Annotated in this window: 18 protein-coding genes; 8 read left to right on the forward strand and 10 right to left on the reverse strand. The window is 68.7% G+C overall.

Translation table 11 applies throughout. From position 1 onward, the window contains the following. The first annotated feature begins 45 nt into the window (after nt 1-45). Nucleotides 46-3,528, forward strand: coding sequence for an error-prone DNA polymerase (locus VHB92_RS12270; protein ID WP_325454042.1), 3,483 nt, complete (start codon nt 46-48; stop codon nt 3,526-3,528). A gap of 84 nt (nt 3,529-3,612) precedes the next feature. Here the strand turns inward: VHB92_RS12270 and VHB92_RS12275 are convergent, their stop codons facing one another. Further along, entirely contained in the window at nt 3,613-3,969 is a 357-nt protein-coding gene (locus VHB92_RS12275) for an ATP-dependent DNA ligase (protein WP_325454043.1), read from the reverse strand. Between the two features lie 210 nt (nt 3,970-4,179). Between VHB92_RS12275 and VHB92_RS12280 the strand changes: the two genes are divergently transcribed. Further along, entirely contained in the window at nt 4,180-4,359 is a 180-nt protein-coding gene (locus VHB92_RS12280; protein WP_325454044.1) for a CsbD family protein, read from the forward strand. A 155-nt stretch (nt 4,360-4,514) separates the two neighbouring features. Here the strand turns inward: VHB92_RS12280 and VHB92_RS12285 are convergent, their stop codons facing one another. Next, the gene (locus VHB92_RS12285; protein ID WP_325454045.1) at nt 4,515-4,997 is read right to left on the reverse strand and encodes an Lrp/AsnC family transcriptional regulator; all 483 of its coding nucleotides are present in this window, start codon (nt 4,995-4,997) and stop codon (nt 4,515-4,517) included. A 104-nt stretch (nt 4,998-5,101) separates the two neighbouring features. Here VHB92_RS12285 and VHB92_RS12290 point away from each other — a divergent pair, with 104 nt between their 5' ends. After that, nucleotides 5,102-6,373: a trans-sulfuration enzyme family protein gene (locus tag VHB92_RS12290; protein ID WP_325454046.1), complete on the forward strand. Its 1,272-nt coding sequence runs from the start codon at nt 5,102-5,104 to the stop codon at nt 6,371-6,373. Here VHB92_RS12290 and VHB92_RS12295 read toward each other — a convergent pair. After that, nucleotides 6,347-8,104, reverse strand: coding sequence for a DEAD/DEAH box helicase (locus VHB92_RS12295; RefSeq protein WP_325454076.1), 1,758 nt, complete (start codon nt 8,102-8,104; stop codon nt 6,347-6,349). The two genes, VHB92_RS12290 and VHB92_RS12295, sit on opposite strands and share 27 nt — an antisense overlap. Nucleotides 8,105-8,341: 237 nt before the next feature. On the opposite strand from VHB92_RS12295, the gene VHB92_RS12300 reads away from it, so the two are divergent. Further along, the gene (locus VHB92_RS12300; protein WP_325454047.1) at nt 8,342-9,145 is read left to right on the forward strand and encodes an SGNH/GDSL hydrolase family protein; all 804 of its coding nucleotides are present in this window, start codon (nt 8,342-8,344) and stop codon (nt 9,143-9,145) included. Nucleotides 9,146-9,163: 18 nt separating this feature from the next. Here VHB92_RS12300 and VHB92_RS12305 read toward each other — a convergent pair whose 3' ends face one another. Together VHB92_RS12305 and VHB92_RS12310 are read right to left on the reverse strand one after the other, a co-directional pair. Next, a complete protein-coding gene (locus tag VHB92_RS12305) occupies nt 9,164-10,516 on the reverse strand; it encodes a D-alanyl-D-alanine carboxypeptidase (RefSeq protein ID WP_325454048.1) in 1,353 nt (450 codons plus the stop codon). Between the two features lie 23 nt (nt 10,517-10,539). Beyond that, nucleotides 10,540-11,397 (reverse strand): RNA methyltransferase, encoded by an 858-nt coding sequence (locus VHB92_RS12310; RefSeq protein WP_325454049.1) that lies wholly within the window; start codon nt 11,395-11,397, stop codon nt 10,540-10,542. Between the two features lie 68 nt (nt 11,398-11,465). Here VHB92_RS12310 and VHB92_RS12315 point away from each other — a divergent pair, with 68 nt between their 5' ends. Together VHB92_RS12315 and VHB92_RS12320 are read left to right on the forward strand one after the other, a co-directional pair. Beyond that, the gene (locus VHB92_RS12315) at nt 11,466-12,299 is read left to right on the forward strand and encodes a Sir2 family NAD-dependent protein deacetylase (RefSeq protein ID WP_325454050.1); all 834 of its coding nucleotides are present in this window, start codon (nt 11,466-11,468) and stop codon (nt 12,297-12,299) included. Further along, the gene (locus VHB92_RS12320) at nt 12,296-13,048 is read left to right on the forward strand and encodes a histidine phosphatase family protein (protein WP_325454051.1); all 753 of its coding nucleotides are present in this window, start codon (nt 12,296-12,298) and stop codon (nt 13,046-13,048) included. The genes VHB92_RS12315 and VHB92_RS12320 overlap by 4 nt, the downstream gene beginning before the upstream one ends. Here VHB92_RS12320 and VHB92_RS12325 read toward each other — a convergent pair. Both VHB92_RS12325 and VHB92_RS12330 read right to left on the reverse strand, forming a co-directional pair. Beyond that, on the reverse strand, nt 12,961-14,055 hold the full coding sequence (locus tag VHB92_RS12325; RefSeq protein ID WP_325454052.1) for a glycosyltransferase family 1 protein: 1,095 nt from the start codon (nt 14,053-14,055) through the stop codon (nt 12,961-12,963). The two genes, VHB92_RS12320 and VHB92_RS12325, sit on opposite strands and share 88 nt — an antisense overlap. Then, complete coding sequence (locus tag VHB92_RS12330) at nt 14,052-14,990, reverse strand: alpha/beta hydrolase (RefSeq protein ID WP_325454053.1); 939 nt, start codon at nt 14,988-14,990, stop codon at nt 14,052-14,054. Before VHB92_RS12330 ends, VHB92_RS12325 begins: the two co-directional genes overlap by 4 nt. A 214-nt stretch (nt 14,991-15,204) precedes the next feature. Here VHB92_RS12330 and treS point away from each other — a divergent pair, with 214 nt between their 5' ends. Continuing rightward, nucleotides 15,205-16,911, forward strand: coding sequence for a maltose alpha-D-glucosyltransferase (gene treS / locus VHB92_RS12335; protein ID WP_325454054.1), 1,707 nt, complete (start codon nt 15,205-15,207; stop codon nt 16,909-16,911). Nucleotides 16,912-16,917: 6 nt separating this feature from the next. Here treS and VHB92_RS12340 read toward each other — a convergent pair whose 3' ends face one another. Beyond that, nucleotides 16,918-17,259: a transcription initiation protein gene (locus VHB92_RS12340; RefSeq protein WP_325454055.1), complete on the reverse strand. Its 342-nt coding sequence runs from the start codon at nt 17,257-17,259 to the stop codon at nt 16,918-16,920. Nucleotides 17,260-17,417: 158 nt separating this feature from the next. Here VHB92_RS12340 and VHB92_RS12345 point away from each other — a divergent pair, with 158 nt between their 5' ends. Beyond that, nucleotides 17,418-18,104 (forward strand): exonuclease domain-containing protein, encoded by a 687-nt coding sequence (locus VHB92_RS12345; protein WP_325454056.1) that lies wholly within the window; start codon nt 17,418-17,420, stop codon nt 18,102-18,104. A gap of 211 nt (nt 18,105-18,315) precedes the next feature. Here VHB92_RS12345 and VHB92_RS12350 read toward each other — a convergent pair whose 3' ends face one another. Together VHB92_RS12350 and VHB92_RS12355 are read right to left on the reverse strand one after the other, a co-directional pair. Further along, nucleotides 18,316-18,567 (reverse strand): type B 50S ribosomal protein L31, encoded by a 252-nt coding sequence (locus VHB92_RS12350; RefSeq protein ID WP_325454057.1) that lies wholly within the window; start codon nt 18,565-18,567, stop codon nt 18,316-18,318. 255 nt (nt 18,568-18,822) lie between these two features. Beyond that, nucleotides 18,823-19,626 (reverse strand): ABC transporter ATP-binding protein, encoded by an 804-nt coding sequence (locus tag VHB92_RS12355; RefSeq protein WP_325454058.1) that lies wholly within the window; start codon nt 19,624-19,626, stop codon nt 18,823-18,825. Nucleotides 19,627-19,639 lie beyond the last annotated feature (13 nt).

Consider the following 19,639-nt stretch of genomic DNA (forward strand, 5'->3'; position numbering starts at 1 on the left):
CCCGCGGCGGCTCAGGCGAAGCGGAGAGAGGGGGTGCGCTGAGACATGGGCTGGAAGAACCCGCCGATCCCGTGGTCGGAGCTGGAACGCACGCTGTCGGGGCGGAGACCGCCGGAGGGCAGCCTGGCCGCACTCGACTCCCCCGCCCGCAGCACCAAGCGGCGCAGCTATCGCGGTGAGCCCATCGTGCCCGTCGACGGTCCCTACGTGCCGTACGCGGAGCTGCATGCGCACTCCAACTTCAGCTTTCTCGACGGCGCGAGCGAGCCGGAGCGACTCATCGAGCAGGCGGCGCGGCTGCGCCTGAGCGGGCTCGCACTGACCGACCACGACGGGTTGTACGGCGTCGTGCGGCTGGCGGAGGCTGCGGAGACGCACTCGGCGGTGAAGACGGTGTTCGGAGCCGAGCTCTCGCTCGGCCTCGGCAGACCGCAGAACGGGGAGGCGGATCCGGAAGGGTCGCATCTGCTCGTCCTGGCCAGAGGCGAGGAGGGGTACCACCGGCTTGCAGGGGCGATCACGGATGCCCAGCTGCATCCTGATGCGGAGAAGGGACGCCCCGTCTACGACCTCCGCAGGCTCGCCGAACAGGCGGGAGGGTATTGGACGGTGCTCACCGGATGCCGCAAGGGCGCCGTGCGGCAGGCGCTGACCGGCAGCGGGGGCGCCGGCGCCGGGCGCGCAGGTGCCGGTGGCGCGGCAGCAGAGCCGAACCACGATGCGGCATCCAGCGCCCTGGACGAGCTCATCGAGCTGTTCGGGGCAGAGCACGTGGTCGTCGAGCTGTTCGACACGGGATCGCCGCTCGACACCGTGCACAACGATGCGCTCTACACGCTGGCACAGAGCAAAGGGCTGGCCTGTGTCGCCACGGGCCTCGTGCACTACGCCACACGAGCGGAAAGGCCTCTCGCGACCGCCATGGCCGCTGTGCGCGCCAGGCGCAGCCTGGACGAACTGGACGGCTGGCTGCCTGCGGCAGCGACCTCCCGCCTGCGCTCGGGAGCCGAGATGGCCAGACTGTTCTCCCGCTACCCTGGCGCGATCGAGCACACCGTCGAGATCGCGGAGAGCCACGCCTTCGCGCTGAGGTCGGCCAAGCCCCGCTTGCCGAAGCAGGAGGTCCCGGAAGGCAGCACGCCGATGAGCCATCTGCGCGAGCTCGTCGCCGCCGGCGTCGCGGAGAAGTATCCGCCGAGCTATCCGCACGCGAGTGCCGAGGTCGTCGCGGCGCGCATGGAGCAGGAGCTCAAGGTGATCGAGGAGAAGGACTTCCCCGGTTATTTCCTCATCGTGCACGACATCGTGCAGTTCGCCCGCAGCCGGGGCATCCTGTGCCAGGGACGCGGTTCGGCGGCGAACTCCGCGGTCTGCTACGCGCTGAGCATCACGGCCGTCGACTCGATCCAGTACCGGCTGCCGTTCGAGCGCTTCCTCTCCAGCATGCGGCCGGAGGAGCCGGACATCGACGTGGACTTCGACGCCAGACGACGCGAAGAGGTCATCCAGTACGTGTTCGAGAAGTACGGCAGGCGCAACGCCGCGCAGGTGGCGAACGTGGTCAGCTACCGGCCGAAGAACGCGGTGCGCGACATGGCCAAGGCGCTCGGGCATTCGACAGGCCAGCAGGATGCCTGGTCCAAGCAGGTTGAGAGATACGGCCCCGAGGTGTTCACGGGCGACCACGACATCCCGGATGCCGTCGTCGCGCTCTCCGAGCAGCTGCTGCGCGCCCCACGGCACCTGGGCATCCACTCCGGCGGCATGGTGCTCACCGACCGGCCGATCGGCGAGGTGTGCGCCATCGAGCACGCCCGCATGGAGAACCGCACCGTGCTGCAGTGGGACAAGAACGACTGCGAGTGGATGGGCCTGGTCAAGTTCGATCTGCTCGGGCTCGGCATGCTCGCCGCCGTGCAGTACATGTTCGACATGGTCGAGCAGCACCTCGGCGAGTCGTGGACGCTCGCGACCCTCCCGAAGGAGGAGCCCGCCGTGTACGACATGCTGTGCAGGGCGGATGCCATCGGCGTGTTCCAGGTGGAGAGCCGCGCCCAGCTCGGCACGCTCCCTCGCCTTCTCCCCCGAGAGTTCTACGACCTCGTGATCGAGGTGGCGCTCATCCGGCCAGGGCCGATCCAGGGCGGCGCCGTTCACCCGTACATCCGCAGGCGAGCCGGGAGGGAGGACGTGACGTATGCGCATCCCGACCTGAAGCCGGTGTTGGAGCGCACGCTGGGCATCCCGCTGTTCCAGGAGCAGGTGATGCAGATGGCGATGGCGATCGGAGACTGCACGGGAGAGGATGCCGACCTGCTGCGCCGCGCCATGGGATCCAAGCGCGGCATCGAGAAGATCGAGTCGCTGCGCGACAAGGTGTTCCAAGGCATGGCCAGGCGAGGGTTGTCCGACGACGAGGCGCAGGGCATCTGGGCCAAGATCGAGGCGTTCGCCGACTTCGGCTTCGCCGAGAGCCACGCGCTGAGCTTCGCGCTCATCGTGTACGCCAGCTCGTGGCTCAAGCTGCACTATCCGGCGGCCTTCCTCGCCTCCCTCATCAAGGCGCAGCCGATGGGGTTCTACTCGCCGCAGACGCTGACCCAGGATGCCGTGCGTCACGGCGTCGTCGTGCGGCACGTCGACATCCTGCGCTCCGGCGTGCACCCCGACCTCGAGCCCGTCGACCTCGAGCCGGCCGCCTTTGGCGGCTCCGTCTCTCCGAGCGGCATGGCGGAATGCCTCGAGGCGAAGCAGCCGCCGATTCCGGGGCGGTTCGACAGGGATGCCCCCGATGTCTCCGCCGCCCACCGCAGGGATGGCGCGCTCGCCGTGCGGTTCGGCCTGGCGGGCGTGAACACGATCGGCGAGAAGCACGCCCAGCGCATCGTTGAGGAGCGTGAGAGCGGAGGAGCGTTCACCAGCATGCACGACCTCGCCAGGCGGGTCGGTCTGACCGCGCCCCAGCTCGAGGCGCTCTCGGCGGCGGGAGCGTTCGAGTCTCTCGGGCTCACCCGCAGGCAGGCGTTGTGGACGGCCGGACCGGCATCCAGGGAGCGCAGAGGATATCTGCCGTCCACAGCGGTCTTCGTGCAGCCTCCGCTGCTTCCGATGCTCTCGGAGGCGGAGCAGACCGTGTACGACCTGTGGTCGACGGGAATCTCGCCAGGAGACCATCCGATGCGTCATGTGCGGCAGGCCCTGACGGCCCGCGGCATCCACTCGATCGACGAGCTGCTGACGGCGGAGACCGGAAGGCGGATCGAGGTGGCAGGAGTCGTGACCCACAGACAGCGCCCGGCAACGGCCAGCGGCATCACGTTCCTCAACCTCGAGGACGAGACCGGGCTGCTCAATGTGATCTGCAGCGTCGGCGTGTGGGGACGTTATCGAAGGGTCGCGCGCGAGGCGCCCGCCATGGTGGTGCGGGGCATCCTGGAGCGCTCAGAGGAGGGGATCGTGAACATCGTCGCCGACCGGTTCGAGAACCTGCCGCTGAAGGCCCGCACCACCTCGAGGAACTTCCAGTAGGCGCACGGCCGGATCCGAGCGGAGCCGGATTCGAGCGCAGCCGCATTCGATCGCAGCGTAACGATCGGAACCCCGGCGCGTGGCTCAGCCGGGCTTGACGCTGTTGTCCCTCGACTTGCCGGGGGCGCCCGCGCTGTTCGGGCCGGGAGGCTCGTCCATCAGATGCAGGCCCTGGGTGCTGTTCGCCGACATGGTGAGCAGCTCGATCCACTCCCGGTTGATCACGGGCGACTTGCTGCCCGAGTACCTGAAGTACAGCGGGATGGACGGGTCGATCCAGACCGCGCTGCGGCCGTCACCGACGGAGATGTCGTCACGCCACGTGAAGAAGAATCCCTCGCGTCGACGCAGCTTCGCGCCGATCACCACCTGAAGGTGTGCGAGAACGCGGTCCTCGAACTTCACCTCGATGTCGGATCCGCCGTACAAGAGAGCACCCACGACAACCTCCCGAGCATCACGTCTCCTTGAGCAGCATATCGTCGCACTGAGCCACCCACCCCGGGCAAGTCGTACGTGCGCGACGGCGGACGAAGGCATCCTCATCCACGCCGCGCGCAGCGGCGCTTTCGCTGTCAAGCCCTTGTCCGGCTCTCGTGCGCCTCCGTAGCGTCGTGTCCTGCCTCATCCGACCACACGAAGGAGGAGCCCATGGGCGACGACGACAAGATCGAGAACAAGAAGGACGAGCTCTGGGGCAAGGGCAAGGAAGCCGTGGGCGATGCCACCGGCGACGACGAGCTCAAGTCACAGGGACAGTTCGATCAGACCAAGGCGAACCTCAAGCAGGCCGGAGAAAAGGTGAAGGACGCCTTCTCTCACAACGACTGAGACGCTCGAGACGACGAGGCCGCTCCGGATGACCGGGGCGGCCTCGTGCCGTTCCGTCTCGCATTCTCGGCCGAGCCGGCCCAGCCTTCAGCCCTGCAGCCTTCGAGCCCAGCAGCCTGACCCACGCGGCCTTCGAGCCACTCGGCCGGAGGTGATCACCTCAGCAGTTCTTGCCAGCCGTCGGCCGTGGCGTTCTCGAAGATGAGGCTCGTCTGCGTGTGCGAGACCGCCGGGTCGCCCGTCAGGTATTCGAGGACGAAGTCCCGCAGCTCCCCCGCGTCGCGAGCGGCGACGTGCAGCAGGTAGTCGTCGGCTCCCGCCGTGTGGAACAGTCTCAGCACTCCCGGCCAGTGCGGCGCCGCTGCCCGGAACGCGTCGATCTGTGCACGCGAGTGCTTCACGAGGCGCACGGCGATCAGAGCCTGCAGCGGAATGCCCGCCGCCACGAGGTCGACATCCAGCCGGTATCCCGCGATCACTCCCCTGCGCTGAAGGCTCTTCAGGCGGAGCGAGACGGTCGATTCTGCGACGCCCAGCTGCGTTGCCAGCGCGGCGCCGGTGATCCGCGAGTTGCTCGACAGGGCGAGCACGAGCCGGCGGTCGAGGTCGTCGAGCTCGGGAATCTTCGAGGACGGCATGGTGGCATCCGTTTCTGCGGAAGGTCGTGCGATGAGAGTCGCTCCTCATCGAAGCATGTGCATCATAACTTCCCTCTCATCGCGGTATCTGCTGATCTGAATGCATGACAACGTCGTCCTCCTCTTCCTCGTCACCGGCGCGCCGGCGAGCGCCGGAAGCACACCTCGAGACCATCGCCGTGCACGCGGGGATGGCGGGGCTCAGCGACACGGGATCGCACGTGCCGCCCATCGACCTCTCCACGACCAACCCGTTGAGCGGCGTCGAATCCGGTGGCGACTCGTACGAGAACCTGGCCACCGGCGGCCGACTGGGCGGGGGCGATTCCGCCGTCTACCAGCGACTGTGGCAGCCGGGTGTCGCCCGCTTCGAGATCGCCCTCGCCGAGCTGGAGGGCACGAAGGAGTCCGTGGCGTTCGCCACGGGGATGGCCGCGCTCTCGGCCTGCCTCATGGCCGCCGTCAACGCTGGAACGCCGCACATCGTGGGCGTGCGGCCGCTCTATGGCGGCACCGATCACGTGCTCGCCAGCGGTCTGCTGGGCACCAAGGTCACGTGGGCGACTCCGCACGACATCGCATCCGCCATCCGGCCGGACACCGGGCTCGTCGTGCTGGAGACGCCGGCCAATCCCACGCTCGAACTCGTCGACATCGCCGACGTCGTGTCTCAGGCCGGCGCGGTGCCGGTGCTCGTCGACAACACGTTCGCCTCCCCCGTTCTGCAGCGTCCCGCCGACCACGGTGCCCGGCTCGTGCTGCACAGCGCCACCAAGTACCTGGGCGGACACGGCGATGTGATGGGCGGCGTCGTCGCGACGGACGAGGAGTGGGCGCGCAGGCTGCGCCAGTTGCGCGCGCTCACCGGAGCTCTCCTGCACCCGTTCGCCGCCTACCTGCTGCACCGTGGACTTCGCACCCTGCCGATCCGCGTGCGGGCCCAGCAGGAGACGGCATCCGAGCTCGCGCGGCGGCTCACGACCCATCCCGCCGTGCACCGCGTGCTGTATCCGGGGCTGCCCGGACAGGATCCGTCGCGGCTGCTGGGCAGCCAGCTGGCGGGCCCGGGGTCGCTCATCTCGCTCGATCTGGGCGACTACGACAAGGCTGTGCGCTTCACCGAGGCGTGCCGGCTCGTCACGCACGCGGTGTCGCTCGGCGGAGTCGACTCGCTCGTGCAGCATCCAGCATCGCTCACCCACCGCCCCGTCGAACAGCACGCCAAGCCGAACGCGGGCGTGGTGCGGCTCTCGATCGGACTGGAACACGTCGACGACCTCACCGACGACCTCATGCGTGCCCTCGATGTGGTGCACGAGCACGCGGGCCCGGCTGCGCCGCGCTCGAGCTCAGCGGTGTCCGAGTCGTTTGCGTAAGAGGTCGATGCGCGCCTGAAGCTGGGTCACGCTCGCCTGCGCCACGGCGGGGCCGCCGCACAGCCTGCGCAGTTCGGCGTGGATGAGCCCGTGCGGCTCGCCGCTGTTCTTGGCATACAGGCCGACCAGGCTGTTGAGAAGACTGCGCTGCTCCTTGAGCGTGCGATAGACCGGGGCGGGCGCCGTTGGCGGATCGGACGACGCCGGCTTGTGGTTGGCAGCACGCTTCGCCTGACGTGCCTGGCGCGTGCGCAGCAGGTCGTGCACCTGTTCCGGCTCGAGGAGGCCGGGGATGCCGATGAAGTCCCACTCCTCCTCGCTGCCGGGCTCCGCGTATCCGCCGAACTCCGTGCCGTCGTACAGCACACGATCGAACGCGGCATGCGAGTCGAGCGCCTCGAACGCGAACTCCTGCTGCAGCGAATCGGATGCCTTGTCCGCGCGCTCGGACGCGACGACGAGGGCATCCTCCGGGTTCCAGAGGTCTCCCTCTCCTTCGGAGGACACCCGGTCGAGAGCGTGGTCGCGCTCGAGTTCCAGCTGGTGAGCGAGAGCCACGAGCACGGGCACGTCGGGCAGGAAGACCGTCGCCGTCTCGCCCCGGCGTCTGGCGCGTACGAAACGGCCGATCGCCTGCGCGAAGAACAACGGCGTGGCCGCGCTTGTGGCATACACGCCAACGGCGAGCCGGGGGACGTCGACGCCTTCGGAGACCATGCGCACCGCGACCATCCAGCGGGAGGAACCCTGCGAGAACTCCTCGATGCGCTCGCTGGACTCCTTCTCGTCCGAGAGCACCACGGTGACTTTCTCGCCGCTGATGCCCTCCAGGATGGCCGCGTACGCGCGCGCGGCGACCTGGTCGGTGGCGATCACGAGACCGCCGGCATCCGGAACCTGCTGCCGCACTTCGCTCAGCCGGCGATCCGCGGCATGCAGCACCTGCGGGATCCACTCCCCCTTCGGGTCGAGCGCCGTTCGCCACGCCTGGGCGGTGATGTCCTTCGTGTTGCCCTCGCCGAGCCTGGCCTCCATCTGGTCGCCGGTCTTGGTGCGCCAGCGCATGTGGCCCGCGTAGACCATGAACAGGACCGGACGCACGACGCCGTCGGAGAGCGCCCGGCCGTAGCCGTAGTTGTAGTCCGTGCGGGAGGTGCGGATGCCCTCCCTGTTCTGCAGGTACGTCACGAACGGGATCGGCGACGTGTCGCTGCGAAAGGGCGTTCCGGTCAGCGACAGCCGGCGCTCGGCTCGCTCGAAGGACTCCCGGATGGCGTCGCCCCAGCTCAGGGCATCCCCTCCGTGGTGCACCTCGTCGAGGATGACCAGGGTGCGCCGGTCCAGGGTGATGTCGCGGTGCAGCGCTGCATTGACCGCCACCTGCGCGTACGTGACGGCGATGCCGCGATAGTGCGACGCGTACCTGCCGTGCGCGTTCTTGAACGCAGGATCGATCGGGATGCCGACGCGCGCCGCCGCCTCCGCCCACTGCCTCTTCAGGTGCTCCGTCGGCGCCACGATGGTCACGCGCTCGACGGTGCGGCGCTTCAGCAGCTCGACGGCGAGCCGGAGCGCGAACGTGGTCTTCCCTGCACCAGGCGTGGCAGCGGCGAGGAAGTCGCGCGGCTCGTACCGGAAGTACGCCTCGAGCGCTTCCGCCTGCCAGGCCCTGAGCTTGCTGGCCGTGCCCCACGGCGCTCTGGCGGGGAACGACGGCGAGAGATGTTCGATCGCCCAGGTTCCGACGGGATGCGCGGCCTCGTTCGGCTGTCGGTCGTCGGCCGGGACGGGGGCGGGGTTCGGAAGGCTCACTTCGCTTAACGCTACCCAACGCCTGCGACAGCGCTGAACGCCGGTGCCTTCCCGAGCGGGCGGGACAGAGGGGCGGAGCAGAATGGCGGGCCAAACGGGCGGAGCAGCCGGGGCGGGACGGCCGGGCGGGACAGAGGGCGGAGCAGAATGGAGAGCATGACGGAACCGCTGCATCCCTTCCATCGGTACGTCGCACTCGGCGACTCGTTCACGGAAGGGATCGGCGATCCCGACCAGCATGCGCCGGGCGGGCACAGAGGGTGGGCCGACCGCGTCGCTGAGGTGCTGGCGCGCGGCACCGACGACTTCGCGTACGCCAACCTGGCCGTGCGGGGAAAGCTCATCCGCCAGATCGCGCGGGAACAGGTCGAGGACGCCGTTGCGCTGAAGCCCGACCTCATCACGATCTCCGCGGGCGGCAACGACGTCATCCGTCCGGGCAGCGATCCCGACCGGATCGGCGAGCTGCTGGATGCCATCATCGTCAGGCTCGGTGCGACCGGGGCGACCATCGTCGTATTCACAGGTGTCGACGTGGGCTTCTCCCCCGTGTTCCGGCCCATCCGCGGCAAGGTCGCCATCTACAACGAGAACGTGCGGGCGATCGCGGAGCGGCACGGATGCGTCGTGGCCGACCAGTGGGCGCTGAAAGACGTTCAGGACCAGCGCTTGTGGTCGGCCGACCGTCTCCACATGAATCCGCTGGGCCACCACACGGTTGCCCGCATGGTGCTGGACACCCTGCACGTGCCGCACGACCTCCAGCCGATGGAGCCCGAGCCGTTGCCCGAGCGTTCCTGGCGAGAGGCACGGGCCGATGACCTGTCGTGGGCGAAGGAGTACTTCGTGCCGTGGATCGTCCGCCGCATCAAACGCGTCTCCAGCGGCGACAACGTGCTGCCGAAACGTCCCGAGCCGGCGCCGGTCACGGTGCCGGGCGACGAAGAGGCGGCGATGTAGCCAGGGCCGTGCGCCGAGCTACAGGAACAACAACTGCGGGTGCGTCAGGCGCCAGCCCAGACCTGGATCCTCGACCGCCCTCGAGACGGTGAGTGTGCTGCTGAAGCTCTGCCCGGCACCGGAGAAGCTGACCGTGCCGACGTCATCCCCGGGCCGCGCGACGCGCACCGAGGACGAGCGCACGGTGATCCTGATCGGTGCGTCGGAGAACACGAAGATGCCGCCGGCCCTCTCGCTCCTGAGCGTGGCCGTGTCGCCCCACACGCTCCGGTACGTGCCGTAACTCGTCTTCGACGCTCCCACGGTGACCTCGTGGAATCCGTCTTCGACGCTCTTCAGTAGCACGGGCACATCCGACCACAGGTTCGTGTAGTCGGGGGCTCCCGTCACGACGCCGACGAGCTCGAGCGGATGCCCGTGCACGGTGACGGACGCGGCGAACAGTAGGCAGTGACCCGCCTGATCGGTCCACCCGGTCTTGATGCCGTCGATGCCGTCGTGTCCGAGCAGCTGGTTGCTGTTCTTCACGGTTCCCGCCCCTGGCAGGTCCGCGGTCGGCGTGTCGACGATCCCGGCGAGAACGGGATCGGCGATCACGAGCTTGCCGATGCCGACGAGATCGCTGGGGCTGCTCACGCTGCCCGGGTCGAGCCCGGACGGGTCGGTGACGTGCGTGCCTGTTAAGCCGTGCGAGCTCAGCCATGAGTTGGCGTAGCCGAGGAAGGCGTCCACCGAGCCGAACCCCCAGATGGCGAGCGAGATGGCGTAGTTGTTCGCGCTGGGCAGGAGCATGGCCGTGATGGCCTGCTTCTCGGTCAGCTGCTCCCCCGCCTGCACCGGTGCCCAGGAGCCGTCCTCCGCCCACACCTGGTGCAGGATGTCCACGTCGGCATCCGTGAACGTGATGGTCGGCCCCTCGCTGCCCTTCGGGATCGGATGCTTGTCCAGCAGCACGAGCGCCGTGATCGTCTTGGTCATGCTCGCGATCGGCGCGCTCTGCATGCTGCCGTTCTCGACGAGCAGGCCGTTCCGGCCGACGAGCCCGACGGCCGAGCTCCCCCACGACGGGAACGCCGGCTGCACGGCTGCCGGTCGGATGACGGTGGATGCCGGCGCAGCATCCGCCGCGGCGGGCAACGGCGCGACGGCGGCCAGCACGACGTACGCGATCATCGCCGCGGCGACCCCGAGTGCCGTGAACAGGGCGATCCGGGGCCGGCGGAAGCGACGTCGGTAGGCCGATTCCGCCCTGCTTCCGCCGGATGCCGGGGGTGCCGGCTCCGCGGCCTGCAAGGCGGCCAAGCCGAACGGATCACCGTCGCCGCTGCTCGGCTCGCGACGTTCTCCGACGGATGGTGGGCGGTGGGACACGGCTGCCATGCTAGAGCCGCCCGCTATGCGTCGCCCGATGGCGGCCGCCGCTGAGAGGTCTGGCCGGCCGCGACCGCCGGCGCGCGCAACGCGTACAGGGCGACGGCCGCGGCGGATGCGACGTTGAGCGAGTCGACGCTGTGCGACATCGGGATGGTCACGATCGTGTCGGCCGACGCGAGCGCTCGCCGGCTCAGGCCGTCGCCCTCCGCTCCCATCACGATGGCGACTCTCGGCGGTGGGTCTGCAGCGAACTCCTCGAGGGCCACGGCGCCGTCGGCGAGGGCCAGGGCCGCGAGGTGGAAGCCGGCGTCGCGCAGCCGCGGTGCGGCATCCTGCCACTCCCCGATGCGCGTCCACGGCACCTGGAGCACCGTGCCCATGCTCACCCGCACACTGCGCCGGTAGAGCGGATCGGCGCATCGCGGCGACACGAGCACGGCGTCGGCGCCCAGACCGGCGACGGCCCGGAAGGCCGCTCCCACGTTGGTGTGGTCGACGATGTCCTCGAGCACGACGACCCGGCGGGCGCCGGCGAGCACCTCCTCCAGCGGCGGCAGTGCCGGACGGTGCATTGCCGCAAGAGCCCCACGGTGCAGATGGAATCCCGTCAGGCGCTGCAGCGTCTCCTCCGAGCCCACGTACACCGGAAGATCGGGGTGGCCGGTCAGCAGTGGCTCGAGATCGGGCAGCCAGCGTTCGTTCAGCAGCACGGAGCGGGGGACGTGTCCCGCCGCCAGCGCACGGGTGATCACCTTGGTGGACTCGGCGAGGTAGAGGCCGCCCGCCGGCTCCAGCGCTCTGCGCAGTGCCACGTCGGTGAGCCGGGAGTAGTCGGCGAGCTCTGGCAGGTCGACGTTGTCGATGGGAATGAGGCGCATGACGTCCAGGCCGGGGAAACAATTCGGAAAACTGCGGTGTTTACACTGACGGTGATGAGGGAGCTTCAGTGAGTACAGCGGTGACGGCGGATGCGACGATCGACTCCGCCATCGACATCCTCTCAGACCGCACAGTCGCCGTGCTGACCGGGGCGGGCATCTCGACGGACTCCGGCATTCCGGACTACCGGGGCGAGGGTGCTCCGCGGCGGACGCCGATGTCGTTCGCTCAGTTCCTCGGCGACCAGCGCTCGCGCAAGCGCTACTGGGCCGGCAGCCATCTGGGGTACGCGCGGTTCCGTGCTGCCGAACCGAATGCCGGACACTTCGCGCTCGCCAGGCTGGAGTGGGCCGGCGTCATACCCGGCGTGATCACCCAGAACGTGGACGGCCTGCACACGCGCGCAGGATCGCGCAGAGTGGTGCCGCTGCACGGCTCGATGGACCGTGTCGTGTGCCTGCGCTGCGGGCAGATGTTCGCCAGGGAAGACATCGCTGCGCAGATCGACGAACTCAATCCCTGGCTGACGCTGCCCGAGGCCGTGACGATCGCTCCCGACGGCGATGCAGAGGTGAACGACGTCGACTCCTTCGAGATCCCGGTGTGCAGCGTGTGCGGAGGCCCGCTCAAGCCCGACGTGGTGTTCTTCGGCGAGTTCGTCCCGCCGCTCAGGTTCGAGGCAGCACGTGAGCTCGTCGACGGCGCCGATGCCCTTCTCGTCGCCGGCTCATCGCTCGCCGTGAACTCGGGCATCCGGCTCGTCGAGCACGCACGTCGCCGTAAGCTGCCGATCGTGGTGATCAACAGAGGCGAGACGAAGGGCGACACGCGAGCGACCCTGAAAGTGGATGCCGGCACCTCTGAAACCCTCGTCGCGCTGGCCGACGCGCTGATTCCGTGACGCCGGGCTCCGCCCGCGCCTCCGGGAACGCGACCCACAGACGCCAGGACGAGACGGTGCTCACGCTCGTGCGGCACGGCGAGACGGACTGGAACCGTGAGCTGCGCATCCAGGGCTCGACGGATGTTCCGCTCAACGACCTCGGAATCGCCCAGGCACGTGCAGCGGGCCAGGGCCTCGCCGGGTGCGGCTACGTGGCGGTCTATTCCAGCCCGCAGTCGCGCGCGCTTCAGACGGCGCGCATGATCGCTGAGGCCATCGGCGCGCCGTCGCCCGTCGTGTACGACGACCTTCGCGAGCGCTCCTTCGGACCGGCAGAGGGCATGACGGGACCCGAGATCGCGGCGTCGTTCCCCGACGGCATCCCCGGCCAGGAGACCAGGGACGCCGTGGTCGAGCGCGCGCTTCCGGTGCTCGAGGAGATCGCAAGGCGCCATCGCGGCGAAGCGGTCATCGTGGTCACGCACGGTGCCGTGATCAGCTCCATCGTGAGGCGCGTCAGCGACAACGCCCTGCCAGCAGCAGGAGAGCCGATCCTCAATCTGTCACTGAGCCACTTCACGCACGCCGGAGAGGTGCTGCACCTGCGCGAGTTCAACGTGCCGTCGCACGACCCGGAGCTGCTCACGCTCGACGTGGTGTCGGCTCCTGCTGCGCAAGCTCACGATGCGGCAGGTGCCGCATCCGCTTTGCCCACCACCTCGCGCAGCACGTCCAGCAGCGCTGCGGCGGATCCGGCCCAGGTGTAACGCCCGGCCTGCTGGATGCCCACCCGTGAGCGCTCGCCCCACTCCCCCGGCGCCTCCAGGCTGCGCACTGCCGCCGCGAAGCCGGCAGGGTCGCGTGCATCCGCGTACAGCGCGGCATCCCCGCCGATCTCCCGGAAGATCGGGATGTCGCTGACGACGACCGGCGTCCCGACGCTCATCGCCTCCACGACGGGGATGCCGAACCCTTCGTCGAGCGAGGAGGTCACGAGCGCGGTCGCCTCCAGCAGGGTCGAGAAGTACTCCTCGTCGCTGGCGCCGTCGTGGAAGACGAGCGCTGCGCCGGGTGCTGCGGCGACCAGCCGTTCGCGCTGGGCATCCGTCACCCGGCTCATCAGGTGCAGCTCGTATCCGGGCAGCAGCTCGGTCGCCTGTGCCAGTGTCTCCACGTTCTTGTACGGCATGAACGAGCCCATGTAGACGAGGGTCTTCTTCGCCGGAGCCGTGCGTGCACCGACGGTCAGGCCCTCGGGCACGACGGGGGCGTTCGGCACGACGTGAACAGGTCTGCTGGTCAGGCGGTGCTCGGCGATGAGGGCGGCCGTCGTGTGCGAGACCGCGACGACGGCGTCGGCCCGGTTGAGGAGCGCGCGCTGCGGCCACCACGCGAGGTGGTAGAGCCGCCACAGACCGCGCACGAATGCGGGAAGATCGCGAGGCGGCGTGCGATTGCGGTAGTAGATGAGGTCGTGCACGGTCTTGACCAGTCGGTAGCGCCGCCCCAGCGAGCCCATGGTCTGCATCGGGGTGAAGACGACGTCGGGCCGCAGCCGGTTCACCTGACGTGCCACGAGCGGTTCCCTCGCGCTAGTCGGTGACGACACGAGCGACCACGGCAGCTCGGGCAGCATGTCCAGCTGGGCGCGATCGCTGACGAGCATCGTGACGTCGTGCAGCCGCCCGAGCTCGGTCACCAGCGATGCCGTGTACCGGCTGATGCCGTCGTGCCTGCCGATGCGCGTGTACCGGCAGTCGAACACGATCCTCATGCCCGCTCGCCACCGGATGCAGGGCGGCCGTGCCCACGCTCGGAGACGAAGCCGCGCACCTCGTCGGCCGCGATGTCGGGAGCCTCGTAGTGCACGAGGTGCCCGACGCCCTCTACGACGTGGAGGCGGGCATCCGGGAAGAGCGCCTCGAGCCTGCGCTGCGCGGGAAGCGGGGTGATGTCGTCGCGGTCGGCAGCGATCAGCAGAATCGGCGCGGGGATCCGCGCGGCGTATTCCGACACGTCGTGGCTCACGGATGCACGGAACGCCTCGAGCACGACCGCCCGGTTCGCGAACGCGCTGAAGTACCTGGCGTGCTGGTCGTTGATCCAGCGTCGCAACGGCCTGTCCCTCGTCTTCGCCATCGCCTCGCTCATGACGCGAACGATCATCCGGTTGCGCAGGAGCGCGAACCCGAGCGACTCGGGAAGCACAGCGGCCAGCCAGTAGTAGAAGATCGCCAGCCGCGTGAACACGGCCCTCGGCCCCTTGAGCGCAGGGGCGCCGATCGGATTGATCAGCACGACGAGCCCGGGCCGTCGTCCATCCTCGCCACCGGCCCGGCTCGCCAGCATGGCCGAGACGACGATCGAGCCGAACGAGTGGCCGAGCAGAACGAATGGTCCCCCGAGCGCGAGCCCCGACACGAAAGCGTTCAGCCAGTGCGCGTACGCGTCGATGTCGTGCTCGCCGCGCAACGGCTCAGAGGCGCCGAACCCGGGCAGATCCGGCACGATCACGCGGAACTCCGCGAGCCGCGCGGCGATGGGCTCGAGACCGTGGTGGTCGCCGCGGAAGCCGTGCACGAGCACGATCGTCGTGTCGGCATCCTGATCGCCGTATTCCCAGAACGCCGTGCGTGAGCCGTCGACCAGCGCGGAGCGCTCACGGGGTCGTGCTGCGGCTGGCGCCGTCTGCGCGTGTCGATGGGGCATCAGGCCCAGTGTAGGCGGACGGCGGACGGCGTCCCTGAGCGCCGGGCCGCCCGGCATCCACGCCGGACGACGCCTCACGAGGCACCCTAGACTTGATCGAGCGTCCGCGGGCGACCAGCACGTTCCGGACGGCGAATTCGAGCAGGAGCGCCGCGCGCGCCACGACCTGGTTCATCGAACCATCAAGCACGCTGCAGTCGCAGGAGGACCGTACGTGACCTTCACCGCCCCGATCCAGCTGCCCGGGCTCACGCTCGATCCGCAGTGGTACCGACGAGCCGTGTTCTACGAGGTGATGATCCGCTCGTTCGTGGACAGCAACGGCGACGGCACGGGCGACATCCAGGGCCTGATCTCCAAGCTGGACTACCTGCAGTGGCTGGGCGTCGACGCGCTCTGGCTGCCACCGTTCTTCGTCTCGCCGCTGCGCGACGGCGGCTACGACGTGTCCGACTACCGATCGATCATGCCGGAGTTCGGCACGCTCGACGAGTTCCAGGATCTGGTCACCAAGGCACACGAGCGCAACATGCGCATCGTCATCGACCTCCCGCTGAACCACACGAGCGACCAGCACGAGTGGTTCCAGGCGTCCAGGAGCGACCCGGACGGGCCGTACGGCGACTACTACGTGTGGAGCGACACGGACGAGAAGTGGCCGGACATCCGGATCATCTTCACCGACACGGAGGAGTCGAACTGGGCGTTCGACTCCGAGCGCCGCCAGTTCTTCTTCCACAGGTTCTTCTCGCACCAGCCTGACCTCAACTACAACAACCCGCAGGTGCACGAGGCCGTCTTCGACATCGTGCGGTTCTGGCTCGACATGGGCGTCGATGGGTTCCGGCTGGATGCCATCCCCTACCTCTACGAGTCCGACGAGGGCAACGGAGAGGGCGAGCCGCCGACCCACGAGTTCATCAAGCGCCTGCGGGCGATGCTCGACAGAGACTATCCGGGCCGAGTCATGATCGCCGAGGCGAACCAGTGGCCGCGCGAGGTCGCCGCCTTCTTCGGCAGCGAGGAGGAGCCGGAGTGCCACATGGCGTTCGACTTCCCCGTCATGCCCCGCATCTTCTACTCGCTGCGCTCGCAGCATGCCGACGAGCTGGTGCGTGTGCTGTCGGAGACCACCGACATCCCGGATGCCGCCGGCTGGGCAGTGTTCCTGCGCAATCACGACGAGCTCACGCTCGAAATGGTGAGCGAGGAGTACCGGCAGGCCATGTACGGCTGGTATGCCTACGACCCGAGGATGCGCGCCAATGTCGGCATCCGCCGCCGGCTCGCCCCGCTCCTGGACAACTCGCGCGCCGAGCTCGAGCTGGCGCACGCCCTGCTGTTCTCGCTGCCGGGCAGCCCGTTTCTGTACTACGGCGATGAGATCGGCATGGGCGACAACATCTGGCTGCCCGACCGGGACTCGTCCAGAACGCCCATGCAATGGACGCCGGACCGCAACGCGGGCTTCTCCACCGCCGACCCGGGCAAGCTCTTTCTCCCCGTTGTTCAGTCGCTCGTCTACCACTTCAATCAGGTGAACGTCGAGGCCCAGCTGGCGCAGTCGCGATCACTGCTGCACTGGGTGCGCAACGTGATCTACGTGCGCAAGGCCCATCCCGTGTTCGGTCTCGGATCGCTCAGGGTGCTGCAGACCGATCACTCCTCGGTGCTCGCCTTCGTCCGCTCCTACCGCGGAAGCGGCGCCGTGTTCGGCGATCAGCCGGAGGACGTGCTGTGCGTCTTCTCGTTCTCGCACAACCCGATCTCGGTGACCCTGGACGCGCCGGAGCTCGCAGGCTACGAGCTCTACGACCTCTTCGGCGGCAACAGGTTCCCGACCGTCGCCGACGACGGCAGGTTCACCCTGACGCTGGGAACGCAGAGCTTCTACTGGCTGCACCTCGAACCACCGCGATAGCCGTCGTCAGACCAGCGGGTCGAACTGGAACTCTCTCAGCTCCTGCTCGCAGCGGCAGGCCTCGGCGATGCGCGATGCCCACTCGACGGCGTCCTCACGTGTGGGAACGTCGATCACGGTGAACCCTCCGCTGAGCAGTGCGTTCTGCGGATATCCGCCTTCGGTGACGGCGCCGTCCGCAGTCACCCGCACCGGTGCGACGTCGTCGTCCAGTCCGCCGGTGAACAGGAGCACGCCTGCCTCCCTGGCGTCCCTGACGACAGCGTGAGCGGCATCCGACACGGCGGGAAGCTCCTCGGGTGCGACGCGCATCGCTTCGCCGGGGAACGAGATGAGGTACCTGGTCATGCGTCCTCGTCCCTTCTGCATCCGGGCGGCCTCGCCCCCCTGCCACCACACGACGGTGGAACCGCGACGAATCGGTCGGCCGGTTGTGATCGTACGCTCGGCGGCCGCGCTGGCGTGCCTCCGCCGCGCTGACGGTGGTCGTCCATAACGTTGCAGTCATGAAGCAATGGCACGACGAGCTCGGCGTCTTCGACCTGGAGACCACGGGAGTCGACATCGAGACCGCGCGCATCGTCTCAGCCCACGTCGGCGTGCTGGATGCCGCGGGCGACGTGATCGAGCGCCTCGACTGGCTCGTCGATCCGGGCGTGCCCATCCCCGAGGGCGCGACCGCGGTGCACGGCATCACCACGGAGCGCGCGCGAGCGGAGGGACGCCCGCCGCGCGACGCCGTGCAGGAGATCGTGGCGGCCTTGCGCACGCTGCTGAGGCGGGGCATCCCGATCGTCGCGTACAACGCGCCGTACGACCTGTCGCTGCTCAGGCGCGAAGCGGTTCGCCACGGTGTCGAGCCGCTGAACGAACCGTCGCCCGTCGTCGACCCGCTCGTGATCGACAAGGCGGTCGACAAGTACCGCCGCGGTAAGCGCACGCTCGCGATCACGGCCGACCACTACGGCGTGAGCCTGGTCGGGGCGCACGACGCCGGAGCGGATGCCGTCGCCGCCGGCCGCGTCGCCCAGGCCATCGCGCGCGCCTACCCCACCGAACTCGGGATCGACATCGAGGAGCTCCACCGGCTCCAGGTGCGCTGGTGCCGGGAGCAGGCCGCCGACTTCCAGGCATACATCAGGCGCGTCAAGGATCCGCTGTTCACGACGACGGGCGTGTGGCCCTGTCGCTGAGCAGGGCGCTGTCGAGCCAGCGCTCCCGCACCGTGCTGCCGAGTCTGGCGCCGTCGAGCACGCCACAGCTGAGCATGGCCTGCTGAGCACCCTCTGTCGCGCACCGCGCTGTACCGGCGGTCGTCCTCGAGGCATGCGAAAGGGCGGCCGGGTGACCCGGCCGCCCTTTCGTCGAGCAGTGTGGGCGACGTCGCCCGAACGCCGACTGGTTCTACTTGCCGAAGTTCTTGAAGCGCTGGTTGAACTTCTCGACGCGACCGGCGCTGTCGAGGATGCGCTGCTTGCCCGTGTAGAACGGGTGCGAGGCGCTGGAGATCTCGACGTCGATCACGGGGTACGTGTTGCCGTCTTCCCATTCGATCGTCTTCTCGCTCGACACGGTCGAGCGCGTCAGGAACGTGGCGCCGGATGCGAGGTCACGGAAGACCACCGGTGCGTAATCGGGGTGAATGTCAGACTTCATCAGGACTTCCTTGAAATGCTGGGTATCGAACTGCTCTGCGGTTTCACATGCTCCGCGGTTTCAACTGCTCCGCGGCCTCAAGCACTCGGAGAACTCGAATGCTCGACTCGAGACTCGACGCTCAGCTGCGGGTGCGAAAGCTTTGCTGGGCCGGATGAGCATCCACGGCCAAAGAGAGAGTTTAGCAGAGACCGGGCCGGCTCTCCGACGTGGCCGCGCTCGGTCCTGGCCGGCGGCTCTCCGGCGTGCAGCGCCTCAGGACGCGTCCGCGTCCGTCGTGGCCCTCGCCGCGTAGCGCCCGCGCTCGGAAGCGACCTCGATCGGAAGTCCGAACGTCTCGGTCAGGTTCTCGGACGTCAGGGTCTCCTGAAGGGGGCCGGCGCCGACGACCCTGCCGTCTTTCAACAGGAGCACGTGCGTGAACCCGGTAGGGATCTCCTCCGCGTGATGCGTGACCATGATCATGGCGGGTGAGCGAGAGTCGCTCGCGTATCCGCCCAGCAGGGCGACGAGCTCCTCGCGCGCGCCGAGGTCCAGGCTCGCGGCGGGCTCGTCGAGGATGAGCAGTTCGGGGTCGGTCATCACCGAGCGCGCGATCTGCACGCGCTTCTGCTCGCCGTCGCTCAGCGTTCCGAACGTGCGGTCGGCGAGCGAGTCGAGCTTCCACTCCGCGAGCACGCGGCGCGCGCGGCGGGTGTCGATGTCCTCGTACTCCTCGTGCCACCTGCCGGTCACGGAGTACGCGGCCGTCAGCACGACGTCGAGCACGGACTCGCGCTTCGGGATGCGCTTCGCCAGCGCGCTCGACGCGTAGCCGATGCGAGGCTTCAACTCCGCCAGGTCGGCCTTGCCGAGCTCTTCGTCGAGCACCGTGACGCTTCCGGACGTGGGATGCGACGCTGCGGCGGCCAGCTGCACGAGGGTCGTCTTGCCCGCGCCGTTGGGGCCGAGGATGACCCACCTCTGATCGGCCGTGACCGTCCAGTCGACAGCGTCCAGGATCGCGTTCCCGTCACGCACGACGGACACGGAGTTGAACGAGAGGACGGTGTTCGACATGGCCTCTAGCCTA

Source organism: Humibacter sp. (assembly GCF_035547335.1).
In the GTDB taxonomy this organism is placed as follows: Bacteria; Actinomycetota; Actinomycetes; order Actinomycetales; family Microbacteriaceae; genus Humibacter.